The organism is Paraflavitalea sp., assembly GCF_059502485.1.
This window is the reverse complement of the sequence record NZ_JCACET010000010.1, coordinates 1,906,795-1,921,305: the sequence shown is the minus strand read 5'-3', so window position 1 is coordinate 1,921,305 and position 14,511 is coordinate 1,906,795. Positions and strand designations below refer to the sequence as shown.

The 14,511-nt window shown below is 48.4% G+C and carries 13 protein-coding genes; 7 read left to right on the top strand and 6 right to left on the bottom strand.

Annotated elements, in window-relative coordinates; genetic code table 11:
* Nucleotides 1-34: 34 nt before the first annotated feature.
* The 3 genes from AC5JBY_RS24835 (at nt 35) to AC5JBY_RS24825 (ending at nt 1,881) form a co-directional block, all read left to right on the top strand.
* A complete protein-coding gene (locus AC5JBY_RS24835) occupies nt 35-559 on the top strand; it encodes a hypothetical protein (RefSeq protein ID WP_495907369.1) in 525 nt (174 codons plus the stop codon).
* Between the two features lie 107 nt (nt 560-666).
* Nucleotides 667-1,248: a D-glycero-alpha-D-manno-heptose-1,7-bisphosphate 7-phosphatase gene (locus AC5JBY_RS24830; protein WP_495907368.1), complete on the top strand. Its 582-nt coding sequence runs from the start codon at nt 667-669 to the stop codon at nt 1,246-1,248.
* A 240-nt stretch (nt 1,249-1,488) separates the two neighbouring features.
* A complete protein-coding gene (locus tag AC5JBY_RS24825) occupies nt 1,489-1,881 on the top strand; it encodes a response regulator (RefSeq protein ID WP_495907367.1) in 393 nt (130 codons plus the stop codon).
* A 102-nt stretch (nt 1,882-1,983) separates the two neighbouring features.
* On the opposite strand, the gene AC5JBY_RS24820 is transcribed toward AC5JBY_RS24825, so the two are convergent.
* The 4 genes from AC5JBY_RS24820 to AC5JBY_RS24805 form a co-directional block, all read right to left on the bottom strand.
* Nucleotides 1,984-2,490: a molybdopterin-dependent oxidoreductase gene (locus tag AC5JBY_RS24820; RefSeq protein ID WP_495907366.1), complete on the bottom strand. Its 507-nt coding sequence runs from the start codon at nt 2,488-2,490 to the stop codon at nt 1,984-1,986.
* A 7-nt stretch (nt 2,491-2,497) separates the two neighbouring features.
* Nucleotides 2,498-3,607, bottom strand: coding sequence for a cytochrome-c peroxidase (locus tag AC5JBY_RS24815; protein ID WP_495907365.1), 1,110 nt, complete (start codon nt 3,605-3,607; stop codon nt 2,498-2,500).
* A gap of 153 nt (nt 3,608-3,760) precedes the next feature.
* Nucleotides 3,761-5,788, bottom strand: coding sequence for a TonB-dependent receptor plug domain-containing protein (locus tag AC5JBY_RS24810; RefSeq protein WP_495907364.1), 2,028 nt, complete (start codon nt 5,786-5,788; stop codon nt 3,761-3,763).
* A gap of 48 nt (nt 5,789-5,836) precedes the next feature.
* Complete coding sequence (locus AC5JBY_RS24805; RefSeq protein ID WP_495907363.1) at nt 5,837-6,205, bottom strand: winged helix-turn-helix domain-containing protein; 369 nt, start codon at nt 6,203-6,205, stop codon at nt 5,837-5,839.
* Nucleotides 6,206-6,323: 118 nt separating this feature from the next.
* On the opposite strand from AC5JBY_RS24805, the gene AC5JBY_RS24800 reads away from it, so the two are divergent.
* Nucleotides 6,324-7,271 (top strand): sugar phosphate isomerase/epimerase family protein, encoded by a 948-nt coding sequence (locus AC5JBY_RS24800; RefSeq protein ID WP_495907362.1) that lies wholly within the window; start codon nt 6,324-6,326, stop codon nt 7,269-7,271.
* On the opposite strand, the gene AC5JBY_RS24795 is transcribed toward AC5JBY_RS24800, so the two are convergent.
* Both AC5JBY_RS24795 and AC5JBY_RS24790 read right to left on the bottom strand, forming a co-directional pair.
* Nucleotides 7,252-8,160: a glutamate--tRNA ligase family protein gene (locus tag AC5JBY_RS24795; protein WP_495907361.1), complete on the bottom strand. Its 909-nt coding sequence runs from the start codon at nt 8,158-8,160 to the stop codon at nt 7,252-7,254. The two genes, AC5JBY_RS24800 and AC5JBY_RS24795, sit on opposite strands and share 20 nt — an antisense overlap.
* A 45-nt stretch (nt 8,161-8,205) precedes the next feature.
* The gene (locus tag AC5JBY_RS24790; protein WP_495907360.1) at nt 8,206-8,691 is read right to left on the bottom strand and encodes a hypothetical protein; all 486 of its coding nucleotides are present in this window, start codon (nt 8,689-8,691) and stop codon (nt 8,206-8,208) included.
* 304 nt (nt 8,692-8,995) lie between these two features.
* Between AC5JBY_RS24790 and AC5JBY_RS24785 the strand changes: the two genes are divergently transcribed.
* The 3 genes from AC5JBY_RS24785 to AC5JBY_RS24775 all read left to right on the top strand — a co-directional run bounded on the left by AC5JBY_RS24785 (nt 8,996) and on the right by AC5JBY_RS24775 (nt 14,428).
* Nucleotides 8,996-9,358, top strand: coding sequence for a BlaI/MecI/CopY family transcriptional regulator (locus tag AC5JBY_RS24785; RefSeq protein ID WP_495907359.1), 363 nt, complete (start codon nt 8,996-8,998; stop codon nt 9,356-9,358).
* Nucleotides 9,355-11,832 (top strand): M56 family metallopeptidase, encoded by a 2,478-nt coding sequence (locus AC5JBY_RS24780; protein ID WP_495907358.1) that lies wholly within the window; start codon nt 9,355-9,357, stop codon nt 11,830-11,832. Before AC5JBY_RS24785 ends, AC5JBY_RS24780 begins: the two co-directional genes overlap by 4 nt.
* 124 nt (nt 11,833-11,956) lie before the next feature.
* Nucleotides 11,957-14,428: a glycoside hydrolase family 95 protein gene (locus AC5JBY_RS24775; RefSeq protein ID WP_495907357.1), complete on the top strand. Its 2,472-nt coding sequence runs from the start codon at nt 11,957-11,959 to the stop codon at nt 14,426-14,428.
* Nucleotides 14,429-14,511 lie beyond the last annotated feature (83 nt).

Sequence of the window (14,511 nt, the reverse complement as noted above, 5' to 3'; positions counted from 1 at the left end):
TTACAATACACAATACCCCATCCAACAACCCGCCATGCCCACGACTACCATCGATACGATCTTGCATACCTACCAGCCCTACCTTGGCGCCCACTACGAAAAATACAGGAACCATGTGTGCCGCGTCTTCCACAATTGCCGCCACATCGACCCCGATCACAACAACGAAGAAAAGTATGCCATCGTGGCCGTATTCCACGATATCGGCATCTGGACCAACAACACCATCGATTACCTCGAGCCATCCATCGTCCAGCTCGATATCTACCTCAAAAAAACGGGTAGGGGGCAGTGGCTGGACGAATGCAACGCGATGATCAACTGGCACCATAAGACCAGCCCCTATACAGGACCGTTTCAGCAAACGGTCGAAACCTTTCGCAAGTCCGACTGGATAGATGTGTCACTCGGCTTCCGCACCTTTGGGGTCAATAAGCAACACATCAGCCACAACCGGCAACAATATCCCAACCGTGGCTTTCACTGGTTTCTTATGAAAAAACTATTAAAAAATCTATTCATACACCCCCTACGCCCTTTACCCATGTTCAAGAAGTAAACCAGTCAGGCCGCTCAAGGCGGCCAGACCACTGCCTTTCCTTTTCAACCTGTCAACCCATCAACCTTCCAACTTCTCCTGGCACAGCTTTTACAGACAGCACACCTATGAACAGAGCAGTATTTCTTGGTAAGGACGGAACATACAAAAATGTTCCTTGTGAGATAGAGCCATCGATCATTACCCTCGACGACTACACGATCCAGGCTTTGCAGCTATTGCACCAGCAGGATTACACGATGTTTATGATCACCAACCAGCCCGGCATTGCTTTTCGCTGCTTTTCAGAAGCCGATCTCCATACCGTATTTATACAAACCAACAAACAATTAAAGGAACATGGCACCCGGTTACAGGGCTTGTACTATTGTCCCCATCACCCACAGGGGAAACAATGGCCCTACAACACCACCTGTACCTGTCGCAAGCCCCGGCCTGATATGATATGGCGGGCATCGGAGGAATACAATATCCACTTGCCTCAATCCTGGATGATTGGAGAATCCCTGGATGATGTGGAAGCTGGGAACCTGGCAGGTTGCAAAACCATCCTCCTTGACAGTGGAAAAGAGATAATATGGAATGGCGAAGAACTACGTAAACCCGATCATACAGCTGCAAATCTGCTCGAAGCAGCCGAGTTCATTGCAAGACGAACCAGGTATAGCAGGTTTGTAGAACAATTATAAAACATATCTCCTTCATATACAGCCACAGCTCGAACGCGGAGTGCATTCCCCAACTTGGGGAATAAATGCTTTTTGGCCATCTCCCTCTAAAAGCATAGATTTAGTATGCTTTCCGTGATACATGACATTGTCGGTCAACACAATTCTCTCAACAACAGCCATACCTTAGTTCCTTTTTATTAATATGAACGATTAATAAAGCTTGCCCCGTGCCCAATAACCATTCAAACGCCTTATTATATGCAAAAGATGATCATGCTGATAGACGATGATGAAGAAGAGCTATTGATACTGGATCAGGCACTCCAGTTGGCTGGATTGCCCTACAGTTGTGTTTGGGCAAGTACCCTCGATCGGGCCCGTCAATTACTGCAAGAAGTATTGCCCGATTATATTTTCATAGATTACAACATGCCGAAGATAAACGGCATCGAATGCCTCGAACAAGTGAGGAATGAACCAGGCATCGACAAAGTACCCATCATCATGTACTCCAGTGATTTTTCAGAAACGACCCGCCTGCAGGCATTATCGAAAGGGGCCACCGGTTGCCTGCAAAAAACAGCCTCTTTGAAAACGTTGACCCAACACCTCATGAAGATCGTGGGGGAGGCTGATTTGCTACCGGTTTAAGAGCGGTTTTGAAACAAAACTACTGCGTAGCCTCACATTTTGTCATTTCGAACGAAGCGATAGCGAAGTGAGAAATCTGCTGTCGAAGCAAAGGGCTTTCTGTTAATCTTTCGCAAATCGTATCACGAATTCCACTACCTGGTGACAACTCCGCGCCGGTCTGTGCTCTCCCGGTACTACCAGCCTGAAAGGCCCTTTACCGGCAGGCAATGGTTTCCCTTCCAGATCGTCAGCCAGTATCACGCGCCTGTCAGTAAAAGCAGAATCAAGCTCTGCCAGAGAAAACAACACTTCATAACCATCGGCACAACGAACCAGCATATACTTGGAAAGATTTTCTCCACGCAGCTGTCCGCCGGTAGTAACACCCGCCAGGTTCAAAATATCCTGCACATCCACACCCGTATAAGCATGATCCTTACCATCACGGTCCTTTAGCTGAACAGTAGCACGTTTCATCTTGGCGAGGTCGGCAACGGTAAGCTGCAAAGGTTTGGTTACTTCACCGGTTACTTTCACATAAGTTGGCGCTTCCTTTACCTGCGCCTGTGATACGCAAAAAGAAAAACAGGCCAGCAGCAACACACCATAAAAGCGGGATATCGACATAAACAAACTATTTAATAAAAGGATTGGAAAAGCGTTTATCCGTAATAAAAGATGAATCAGTCAACAAATGCAGAAAAGCTACGAGGTCTTTCTTTTCAGCAACCGTTAAACCCAGTTTTGTACCATCCATACCCGGTTGATTATTTTGCAAAAAAGTACTGAGCGTAGCACTGGGTTGAATATGCTCGTTATAATGATCCACCACCTGCTCCAGCGAAGAAAAGCGGCCATCATGCATATAAGGAGCAGTCAGTGCAATATTGCGCAAAGTAGCCACCCGGAACCGCCCCCGGTCGATCGACTGACCGGTGATCTTTTCCCGTCCGGCATCTGTAGCCACACTGTCCAGCCCGTTATTATGAAACAATTCACTGAACGTTTTAGGGCCGCCATGACAATGACCACAAGAGGCGCCTCGCACGTTCCGGGTCATATCCGGGTTGCCAAAGAACAGTGCCATACCATTCAATTCCGAAGCATTGGGTTTATAGGCGCCACGCAGGTATTGATCATATTTGGAATTAGCAGAGATCAGCGTTCTTTCAAACTGCGCCAGCGCCTTCACAATCAGATCGCCGGATACAGTAGCCGTACCGAAAGCTTTATTGAACAGGGGAGGATACAAAGCTGTTTGCTGTAGCTTGCGTGCAGAGGCGACCAGCGCCTGACCCATCTCATGCGGATCGGTGAGCGGCACTTGCGCCTGCGCTTCAAGGCCATTCACCCGGCCATCCCAAAAGAAATTACGTATCCACAGCAGGTTGGCCAGCGACATGGAGTTGCGTGGCGTAGGCGTTCCATCGACTCCCTTGCTGAAAGTCAGCCCATCCGTAAAAGCACGTTCCTGTTGATGGCAGTGCGCACAGGAGATCTGATTATTCGCCGATAATTTCGTTTCATAAAACAGCATTCTGCCCAGCTGCACACCCTCTTCCGTTGTTGGATTATCCGCCGGAATAAATATCCTGTTGCCGAAATACGTTGGATATTCCAGCTTAAAAGGAGTACCTGCCCGCTTGTTGTCAATTGTTGGCCGTAGATCACTATCAACACTTGTAGCTCCCAGGCACACAAGCACTGCAATCACCACAACAATATTGACAAACCGATACTGCATCACTTAGATATTAATCGAAGCAAGAGACTACTGCGTCGCTCTGCGAGGTTCTGTTAGTCAGGCCGCTCAAAGCGGCCAGACTGGTTGCCCCTATCGAAGTAAACGCCTCAACGCAAAAGGTTTTCCGCTCGAAGCTCGTCGCTCACAGCTTTTTTAAAACCTATAAACCACATTCGCGAAATAATTCCTTCCCGCCTCAGGATAACCTTCCGCCAGCGAGTAATTCACGTCAGTAATATTATTGATTCCTCCCTCAACAGAAAAATATTTCCACACCAGCACCTGCGCCCGGGCATTCAGCAAATTAAACGATCCGGCCTTTGCGCCATAACTGGTGCTGAACCGGCTGGAGTTATATTCATAATTCGCTTGTACCGAAACCCACTGCTTCCACTGATATTGCAGAAAAGCAAACACCTTATGCTCAGGCACATCGATAAAGCGGACGTTGGGATTAGTAAGGTTATTGCGTTTTACATACGTATAGTTGGCGCCCCCTTTAAGCGCAGGCACAAACAGGTATTCCACGCCAGCTTCTCCACCCATGTATTCAGACTTCCCGGTATTTTGCAGCTGGCTCAGCCACACCTTTCTTACCGAATCATACTTCACGTTATTGACCATCAGTATGGTGTTGTTGATCTTGCTGTAAAACAGGGCAGCCTGCACCTGCAGGCGGTTGTTGAAATTACCCTTATAGCCCAACTCATAATTCACGGCAAACTCCGCAGCGAGGTCTGGGTTCGGGATGGCCGTGCCAAGACGATAAGAATAGCGGTCCTTGGTAGTAGCAAAGCGTGTTTTGCGTGAAACAGATGCATTGAAAGTATTGCTGGCATCCGGCCTGAACTCCAGACCACCCTGTATATTGAAAGCGTCATTATCGTTCGAAGGATAGTCAGACACCACTTTGGTAGTACTGTTATAGTCCTGCGCTTTAATACTTGTCCGGTTGTTATAGCTGAGGCCGGTCAACAACAATAGTTTCGGAGATACCTTAAACTCATTCTCGATGCCAGCAGTAAAAGTCTTGTCCGACATGGTCCTTATAGGCTCACCCGCGTTATTCTCCCGGTGTACATCCTGCTTGTATTGCACAGTGGCCTTAATGATATCCCTTTGCTGCCACAGACTGCGGCCATACTCTACAATGCCACCAAAAGAATAATCATTATAAAAACTCCTGAAAGCATAAGGACGTGAAATATTGGTATACGTGGCGTCGTCATACGAGTTTAGCTGGTTCTTGAACTTATCGTAATACAAGCGCGTCTTCACATATTGCAGACTGTCGATAGCAGTATTGGAAATGAAATAAAGACTTTGCTTGTCCCAATAAGGCCACTGCCAGAAGCGCGGGTTCCTGAACTGCGCATTCAGCGTATCGGCGCCGGTATATACGGGCGTGCCCTTCTTGCCATGCTGGTAGATGTAGCTCAACGCATACTCTGACTTCTTATTCGGTGTAAAGCCTACTTTGATACTGTATTTCTCATCCGTGCTGTACGAATTGTTGCGCCAGTCGCCATTCTCGGTTTTGCTGGCTTTGAAGTCATTTGCCAGCGGGAAAGAGTCGCGGCTCAGTTTCGAAGCGCCTGCCTGGATATAAAACTTGCCAAGGTTGCTTCCCACATTCACGTTCATGCGATAGCCGCCGGAAAGCCAGCCACTGGAGCCGTACACTTCTAACTTTTTAACAGGCCGGCTGCTCACGAGATTGATGGCTCCACCCATGGCATTGGGACCATAGATCACTGAAGTATATCCTTTGGAAATATGAACAGCTGCAAGATCGAAAGTCGTGAAGCGCGCCAGATCCACATAACCATCATAAGGCACATATACCGGTATGCCATCAATCAGGATAGGCACCTGCCGCAGATCAAACCCTCTTACATACACCATCGCCTCATTGCGCGGGCCAACGGCAGACACATTCACGCCCGGCAGCAGGTTCAGCGCTTTGGAAACATCGTTCCGTGCAAACTCCTGCAGCTTACGCGCACCGATATAATTATTGATGGAACCTTTCTTTTCAGTAATTACCACTTCACCCAAAGTAAAAATAGGTGCAGGTGTAGTGTCTTTCAGGTTGGAAACAACAGGCTGGTCAGTCGATTGACCCTGCGCCCAATTACAAATGCTAACAATGCACAAAGCAGCCAACAGTCTTTTGGTCATAAAGGAGCCGATTTTAAGCGTTATATCTTCAAAGATATAACGATCGGGTCACTTCCCCAATCTCTTCGTTTCCTCCTCCAAAAACTGCTTGAACCGCTCCCGCAGCTCCTTATGATAAGTGATCATCTCCTTCGCCTCAGCAGAAATAGAAGACCCGCCGCCTTTCTCACCACCGGTTGCGGTGATCACCATAGGGTTGGTAGCCATGCCATTCAATCTGTTCACGATCTCCCACGCCTTCTTGTAAGACATGCCCATTTTCTGCGCAGCCTGGTTGATAGACCCGGTAGCATCGATATGGCCCAGCAGCTCCACCGGCCCCGGCCCCCAGAAGCGCGTGCCATCACCCTCGATCCACAGGCTGCCATTGACCTTATACTTGCCCTTCTTTAAAATATGCTTCACCGTTTTTTTCATGATACAAAAGTTGAAACCGTCTATACTGAAAGTAATACAAAATCAATACAACAGATACTATAAACAATAATTCATGGAAGATTAGTAAATTACCGCAACACTAACCAACTACAGTACTATGAAACGGAAGGAGTTCCTTTCCCTCACAACGATGGCTGGCCTTGTGGCCGCAACACCGGCAGTAACATTGGCCGCACAAAACGAAACACCACAACAGGGAAAGCGCTACCAGAAAGGCGTGAGCCCCTGGCCCATATGCCTGGACACGGCTACTATCCGTCCTGCATCCTTAGATGACAAAGTAAAAATAGCCGCCAAAGTAGGCTATGATGCCATAGAACCCTGGGACGGCGAGCTGGAAAAATACGAAGCTGATGGTGGTAACCTTAAAGACCTCGGCAAAAAGATCAAAGACCTTGGGCTGTTTGTGCCCAGCGTGATCGGCTTATGGAATGCTTTACCTCCCGGCAAGGAAGCATTCGAAGCCTCCCTGAAAGATACACGGCGCAGGATGCGCATGGCGGCAGACGTAGGCGCCAAACATATACAAACCATTCCCAATACAGTAGGTGATAATTACGATCAAAAGTATGTTGCCGCCCGCTACCGCGATATCATCGAAATTGGCTTGAAAGAATTTAACATACATCCTGCGTTGGTATTCGTAAAATACTTTCCCCTCAAAACAATGGGTCAGGCGATGGGCATTGCTCTCGATGCCAACCATCCCGGCGCCATGATCATTCCCGATACCTACCACATGTACATTTCTGAAGGAGGATTCGACGGCCTGCCGCTGATCAGTGGCAAGTCCATCGCCATCTTTCAGTTTGGTGATGCACCGGCCACGCCAGCCATCGCGCAGTTGGAAGACAAACACCGTGTGTATCCCGGTGATGGCATTTTACCATTACCGAAGATATTGAAAGACCTCAAGAGCACTGGCTTCACCGGTTGTGTCTCACTGGAATTGTACAACAACGATTATTGGAAAGAAGATTTGCAGAAAGTTGCTGAAACCGGCCTCCGCAAAACACTCGACACCATCAGGAAGGCAGGTGTGTAGCAGGCAACAGGTCTGGTAACCGTTCCGCAAGCGAAGACCAATCGCTAACGGGCTCAGCTATGCCAAGCTGTGCACCGAGCAGGCCGTAAATCGCTGCACGCGAATAACCTTCTTTACGGAGATATTGAATAGAAGTATCGCCCGCAGACTTAGACAGCTTGCTGCCATTGGCGCCGGTGAGCAAAGCATGATGAAAGAAAGCAATGTTATGAAAGTTATTAGCAGGTAACTGCGCAGCCAGATAAAGCTGCGCAATAGTAGAAGGCAGCAGATCAGCACCCCTTACGATGAGGTCTACCCCAAAATGCAAATCATCGACAATAGAACTTAATTGATAAGCTGGAAATCCATCTTTTTTACGCACCACAAAATCCTGCATCGAAGCAGGTAGGGTAGTAGAGATAGTTTCGGAAGGCACCCCTTTAATATTAATAGCTGTAGTAGGATCAGCATACAACCGCCAGTTCACCTGCGCCGCATCCAATGGATAATGTTTGTCACGACAAGTACCGGGATAAGCAACTGTATTTTGCAAAGAGGACCGTGAACAGGTGCAGGCGAAAATCCGGCCGGCTTGTGCCAATGCCTGCAAGGCTTCTTGATACAGCGGCATTCTATGCACTTGGCTATACTGCTGTTCAAATTCGGATACATTACGCGGACCCTCATCCCAGGGCAGCTCCAGGAAGTTGAGCGTATCAAAGATATCCTGCACATACGCTGGCTGATACCGCTCCCGGTCAAGATCATCGATCCGCAGCAGCACCTTCGCTCCTGTACGCCGCGCCCACGCCACCGTGATCACAAACGACAATACATTGCCCAAATGCAAATAACCGCTGGGTGTTGGTGCTATCCGCGTTCTGCCAAAGGAAAGAGACTCACTCATTGGCGCAATAATAAGGCACTTTTCACATAGTCGGGCTGCTCAACTTTACGGGCCACCCAAATTGAGGTCAGTATAAAGATGGTGAGAAGACTTGTCGGGAATTGTTTTATGCTGCCGGCGGGTGCCTCTTTTCGGATGTTGTGTTGCAGGTTGCGCAGAAGCTTTTGCGGTAACCGTTGCACTTTTAGTTACGGTTATCGCGGAGACAGTATACAGCTTAAGCAAAAAATCCAGCACATCTTCTGTTGTCCAGTTATGCTTGAGCCAATACATGGCTGCGCCCGTAATTTTTCGATACAGCGTATGTTGCTTTTTATTTGCCGGAACAGCACTATATACTACAGACCCGATGCGCGATGCTTTGGCCAGCAGGTTGGCATACTCCATGGTCTTCCGGAAGACCGGGTCTTGCAAAACCCGGTCACGGGTGAGCGGATTGCTGGCGCGCATAAAGTACCGGCCATGCATTTGGTAAATGCAGAAGGAACCAAAGGTGCCCGTAAAAGCAGGTATGCCGTCGAATCTCGCCATATTATGAATTGCCTGAAATTACTACATATTGAAAGCGAAGTCAATACCGTAAACCGGGTATTATAGCAGGGATGTCTCAGCCATGTGTCATCCTTGCAGGTTAAAGCGCACTTCAGGCATGGCTGACACATGGATCGGGCCACTTTTGAGCATATCAATCAGTTAATTGACCGTCCCAAAACATCCCGCTCACAGCGCGTAGCCCGCCGTTCGAAGTTATTCCGCCACCGCTCCTCCCAATATTCTCCTAATAAATTAGTTGAACTCCGAATTAATTAGTAGTATTGTTCCATAAAGCAGTACAATGGTAAAACTCGCCAAAAGAGAAGAGCAGATCATGATCGCGTTTTGGGAATTGGAAAAGGCATTCATCCGGGACATCATCCCCCACCTGCCCGATCCCAAGCCACACTATAATAGTGTAGCCACGATGGTAAAGATCCTCGAAGAAAAAGGTTTCCTGAGCCATGAAGCAGTAGGCAACATGTACCGGTATTTCCCCGTCATTAAAAGAGAAGACTACCAGAAACACGCCATCAAAGACATCGTAAGCCAGTACTTCGACAACTCGTACCCACGAATGCTGGCTTTCTTTGCCAAAGAACAAAACCTGTCAGAAGAAGAGCTCAACGAAATCGTCAACATCATTAAAAAGAAGAACAAATGATGCAGTACATCACCAATGCAGGGATCATCCTCGCAGGCAGCCTCATCTTTTACAAGATACTCCTGCAAAAAGAAACCTTCTTCCGCGCCAACCGCTGGATACTGCTGCTATGCCTGGCATTCTCCTTCGGATTGCCACTGGTGCAGGTGCCACAACAATGGTCGTTCCGCAAGGCCCGCACCATCCTGGTACAGCCCCCGGCAGAAACGCCTGCATTGGAAAATGTAACCATCACGCCCCAGGAGCCGGTACCTGCTGTTAATACAACACCTGCCACCACCACGACCAACAATACCCGCGAAATGAAAACGCCCCTCATCACCTGGGAGCGCGCACTACAATGGGCCGGTTGGTTATATTGGTTTGGTGTCATCGTCTTTGCCATCAACTTTCTGGTACAGCTTATTACACTATTATACAGAGCCTACACAAGACCGGTAATACGCGATGGTCGCTTCCGTATAGTTGAGCTCACGGGCGATAAAGCCCCTTGCTCATTCTGGAACAATATATTTATCAATCCTGAAAAGTATGATTGGGAAACCTACAGCCAGATCATCGAACACGAGAAAATACATATACAGCAACGCCATAGTTTCGACCTGCTGCTGGCTGAGCTGGTGATCGTGTTCCAATGGTTCAACCCCTTCGCGTGGCAGTACCGCAAAGCGTTGGAGAATAACCTCGAATACCTTACCGACGATCAACTGGTAAACCACAGCCGGGTAGAAAAAGAAGCTTACCAGATGAGCCTGCTCAAAGTATCGGCGCCCCATTTCCCATTGAACCTGACAACAAACTATAATCAATCGCTCCTTAAAAAAAGAATAGCCATGATGAACGTAAAAAAATCAAACCTCCACACAGCCTGGAAGTATTGCTTCCTGCTACCCATGCTCGTATTCCTCGTTTGCCTGTTGAACGAACCGGTAGTCTATGCCAACGCACCCGTTACCGAAAAGAAATTGCCTATTCACAATCCAGACCAGTTGAATATGGAAACAGAAGGCGTTTGGTTTGCCACCATCAAAGAAGGCAAAGTATCTATCCAGTTCAGGAATGATGAAGACGAAAACTCTTATTCCAACATGTCCAGTTTTAACCTGAGCGATCTGGGAGAACTGCCCAGGGACAAAGCGGGTGTATTCACACTAACACGCGAAGCCGGCAGCATGCAGTTTTCCGGTCGCTTCGAAGGTGATCAGGGAATGGGCCGTTACAAGTTTACCCCCAACAACGACTATGCTGAATCCATGAAGAAAGAAGGCATCGAGATCAGGCACGACAAAGATGTAATGACCTTCTTCCTGGTCAACGTAACGAAGGCCTATGTAAAAATGCTGAAGGACAACGGCTACACAGAGCTGAGAAGAAACGACGTGATCCCAATGGCTTCCCTGAAGGTGGACGAAGCCTACATAAAGGCCATCAAAAGCAGCGGTATCAAAGAAGTGACCCTACGCAACCTGATCCCTTTCAAATCCCTGAAGATCGACGGAGCCTATATAGCAGAGATCCGCAAAGCCGGTTACCCCGATGTAACAGCCAACCAACTGATCTCCTTCAAATCACAAGGTATCGATGCCAAATACATTGCTGACGTACGCAGCGCTACAGCGGTTCCCACAAAACCAGCAGCGTCAAAGGACGGCAAGGGCCAATCAGATAATAAAGGTGAAGTAAGCGTTAGCACCAATTCCAACGTCAATGTTAATTCCAATGTCAACGTTAATGTATCTCCCAATGACATTGTAGCCATCAAGTCACTGAACATAAATCCCGAGTACATCCGGTCATTGAAAGAAGCAGGATTGGACGACCTCTCCAACAGCCAGCTGATCTCCATGAAATCACAGAACATCACTGCCGAATACGTGAAAGAACTGAAAGCGGCAGGATTTCAGGATCTTAAACCCAATCAGATCATCTCCTTTAAATCCCTGAACGTAACCCCTGAATATGCCAGTTCATTGAAGTCTACAGGAGTTGAAGACCTGTCTCCCAATAAGATCATATCGATGAAATCACAAGGCGTTACGGCTGAGTACATCAAAAGCCTGCAGACATCCGGCTTTAAAGACATATCAGCCAATGATATCATCTCTATAAAGTCGCAAAACATAACACCCGAGTATGTAAAATCATTTGAGTCACTTGGTTACAAGGACCTTAAACCACGGCAGGTGATCCCGCTGAAGTCAATGAATATAACGCCCGACTATATCAAAAGCTTCCAGGAAATGGGCTACAAAGACTTTAGCCTGAACCAGGCAGTGTCACTCAAATCACAAAACATCACCCCTGCATTGATCAAAGAATATACAGCATTGGGATTTGAGAACGTATCCATCAATGAAGTGATCAGTGCAAAAAGCACCGGCACCACGCCCGCCTTTATCAACTCCATGAAACAAAAAGGCCATAACCTGAAAAGCATTCAAAAATATATCCAACTGAAAACGATCGTCGATTAGAGTCTTTGACTGCAAATAGCCGTGATAACAAAATAGGGGAGACCTTACAGGCTTCGTTTACGTCGCAAACGAAACCGGTAAGGTCTTTCCTGCTTCACTTCTACATTTCACGTATCTTGGGATCATGATACGGTTAACCATCCTGACGATCCTTGCACACGTATGCATTGCACAAGGCATACAGGCACAACAACCACAGAAACTCTGGTATACGAAGCCCGCCAAAGTGTGGACAGAAGCGCTCCCCGTAGGCAATGGCCGCCTTGGCGCCATGATCTTCGGCGGCGTGGGAGAAGAGCTCATACAGCTCAATGAGTCCACGCTGTGGAATGGCGGCCCGGTAAGGACCAATGTAAATCCCGGTGCTTACGACCAGCTGAAGCTGGTACGCGAAGCACTCTTCAAAGAAGAGAACTATACCAAAGCCTGGGAGCTCACCAAAAAAATGCAGGGCTACTATTCCGAATCATTCCTGCCCATGGGCGACCTCTACATCAGGCAGCTGCTGAAAGATGCTCAACCCACAGACTATTATCGCGACCTGGATATCGCCAATGCCATTGCCACAACACGTTATAAAATAGACGGCATCACTTTCACTCGCCAGGTCATCAGCTCGGCACCCGATCAGGTGATCGTAATACGCCTCACCACCAGCAAACCACGCAGCCTCAATATAGCGCTGGGAACCAACTCACAGATCAAACACCAGAAAGCAGTCATCAGCAACAGTGAAATAGCGATACAGGGCAAAGCCGCTTCCCACATCGATCCCAACTATGTACGCAGCGATAAACCGATCACGCAGGACGATCCCGCCGGTTGCAGAGGCATGCGCTTCGACTGGCGTGTTAAAGCCACCAGTAAGGATGGCGCCATTGTATCCGACACCAGCGGTATTGCTATTACGGACGCCTCAGAAATACTGATATACGTATCCGCCGCCACCAGCTTCAATGGATTTGATAAATGCCCCGACTCACAGGGAAAAGATGAGAAGAAGATCGCCACGCAATACCTGCAGGCAGCACTCAAAAAGAATTGGGTGGCGCTATTGAGCGCTCACGAGGCCGACTACCACAAATACTTCAACCGCGTATCATTTACATTGGCAGCACCGGTAGATAATAAGAATGCAGCCCTGCCCACCGATCAGCGGTTGATCGGATACACCGAAGGTGCCAAAGACCCCGCATTGGAAACATTATATTTTCAATACGGCAGGTACCTGCTGATCTCTTCCTCGCGCACACCGGGCGTGCCAGCTAATCTGCAGGGGATATGGAACAAAGAAATGCGGCCACCATGGAGTGCCAACTATACCACCAACATCAACGTGCAGATGAACTACTGGCCTGCCGAAGCTGTCAACCTGAGTGAAATGCACAAGCCGATGTTGGAGTTTGTAAAAAATGCATCCGTTACCGGCGCAGTAACAGCGCAGGAATTTTACCGCGCACGTGGCTGGGCCGTTCACCACAACAGCGATATATGGGCATTGTCCAACCCTGTGGGAGATATCGGCAATGGCGACCCGATGTGGGCCAACTGGACGATGGGATCACCCTGGCTGTCACAACACCTGTGGTGGCATTATGAATATACCAAAGACAAAAAGTTCCTGCAGCAAACTGCGTATCCCATCATGAAAGGAGCTGCGGCATTTTGTCTCGATTTCCTGGTAGAAGATAAGAACGGATACCTCGTCACAGCACCATCCCTGTCGCCGGAAAATACATTCTTTGATGACAACGGTAAGAAAGGCAGCGTTTCCATTGCCACTACCATGGATATGTCGATCATCTGGGACCTGTTCACCAACCTCATAGAAGCTTCTACCGAATTAGGCATCGACAAAGCCTACCGTGATACCCTTCTTGCTAAAAGGAAGCAATTATATCCCCTGCACATTGGCAAAAAAGGCAACCTGCAGGAATGGTACAAAGATTGGGAAGACCCCGATCCACACCACCGCCACGTGTCACACCTCTTTGCTTTGCATCCCGGCCGGCAGATATCACCCACCAAAACGCCGGACATGGCAGCAGCAGCACGCAAAACACTGGAGCTGCGCGGCGATGAAGGCACCGGCTGGAGCCTGGCCTGGAAGATCAACTTCTGGGCGCGACTGCTCGATGGTGACCATGCCTATAAAATGATCCGCGATCTCCTGCGCATCACGGGCCAGGAAGGAACCAACTATGCACGCGGCGGTGGTTCCTATGCCAACCTCTTCGATGCACATCCACCCTTCCAGATCGATGGCAACTTTGGCGGTGTGGCCGGTATGACAGAAATGTTGTTACAATCACACCTCGATGAGCTGCACCTGCTCGCGGCCCTGCCCGAAGCCTGGGCCACAGGCTCCATAAAAGGATTGAAAGCAAGAGGCAATTTTGAAGTATCGATGAGCTGGAAAGACGGTCGCCTCACAAAAGCCACCATCACTTCATTGGCAGGCGGCCCCTGCACCATACGTACAAACATGCCGGTAACTGTAAACGGGAAAAGTACCAAAACCCTGAAGGGTAAAGGTTACGATATTGCTTTCTTTGAAACAGAAAAAGGAAAAACATATACCATCCTGCCACGATAACAACTGCCAATATCCTTGCATAAAAAGCAAATAAGGCAGATAACACAAACGGCTATTTTCTCGTACTTGTGCCTGGAAAATAG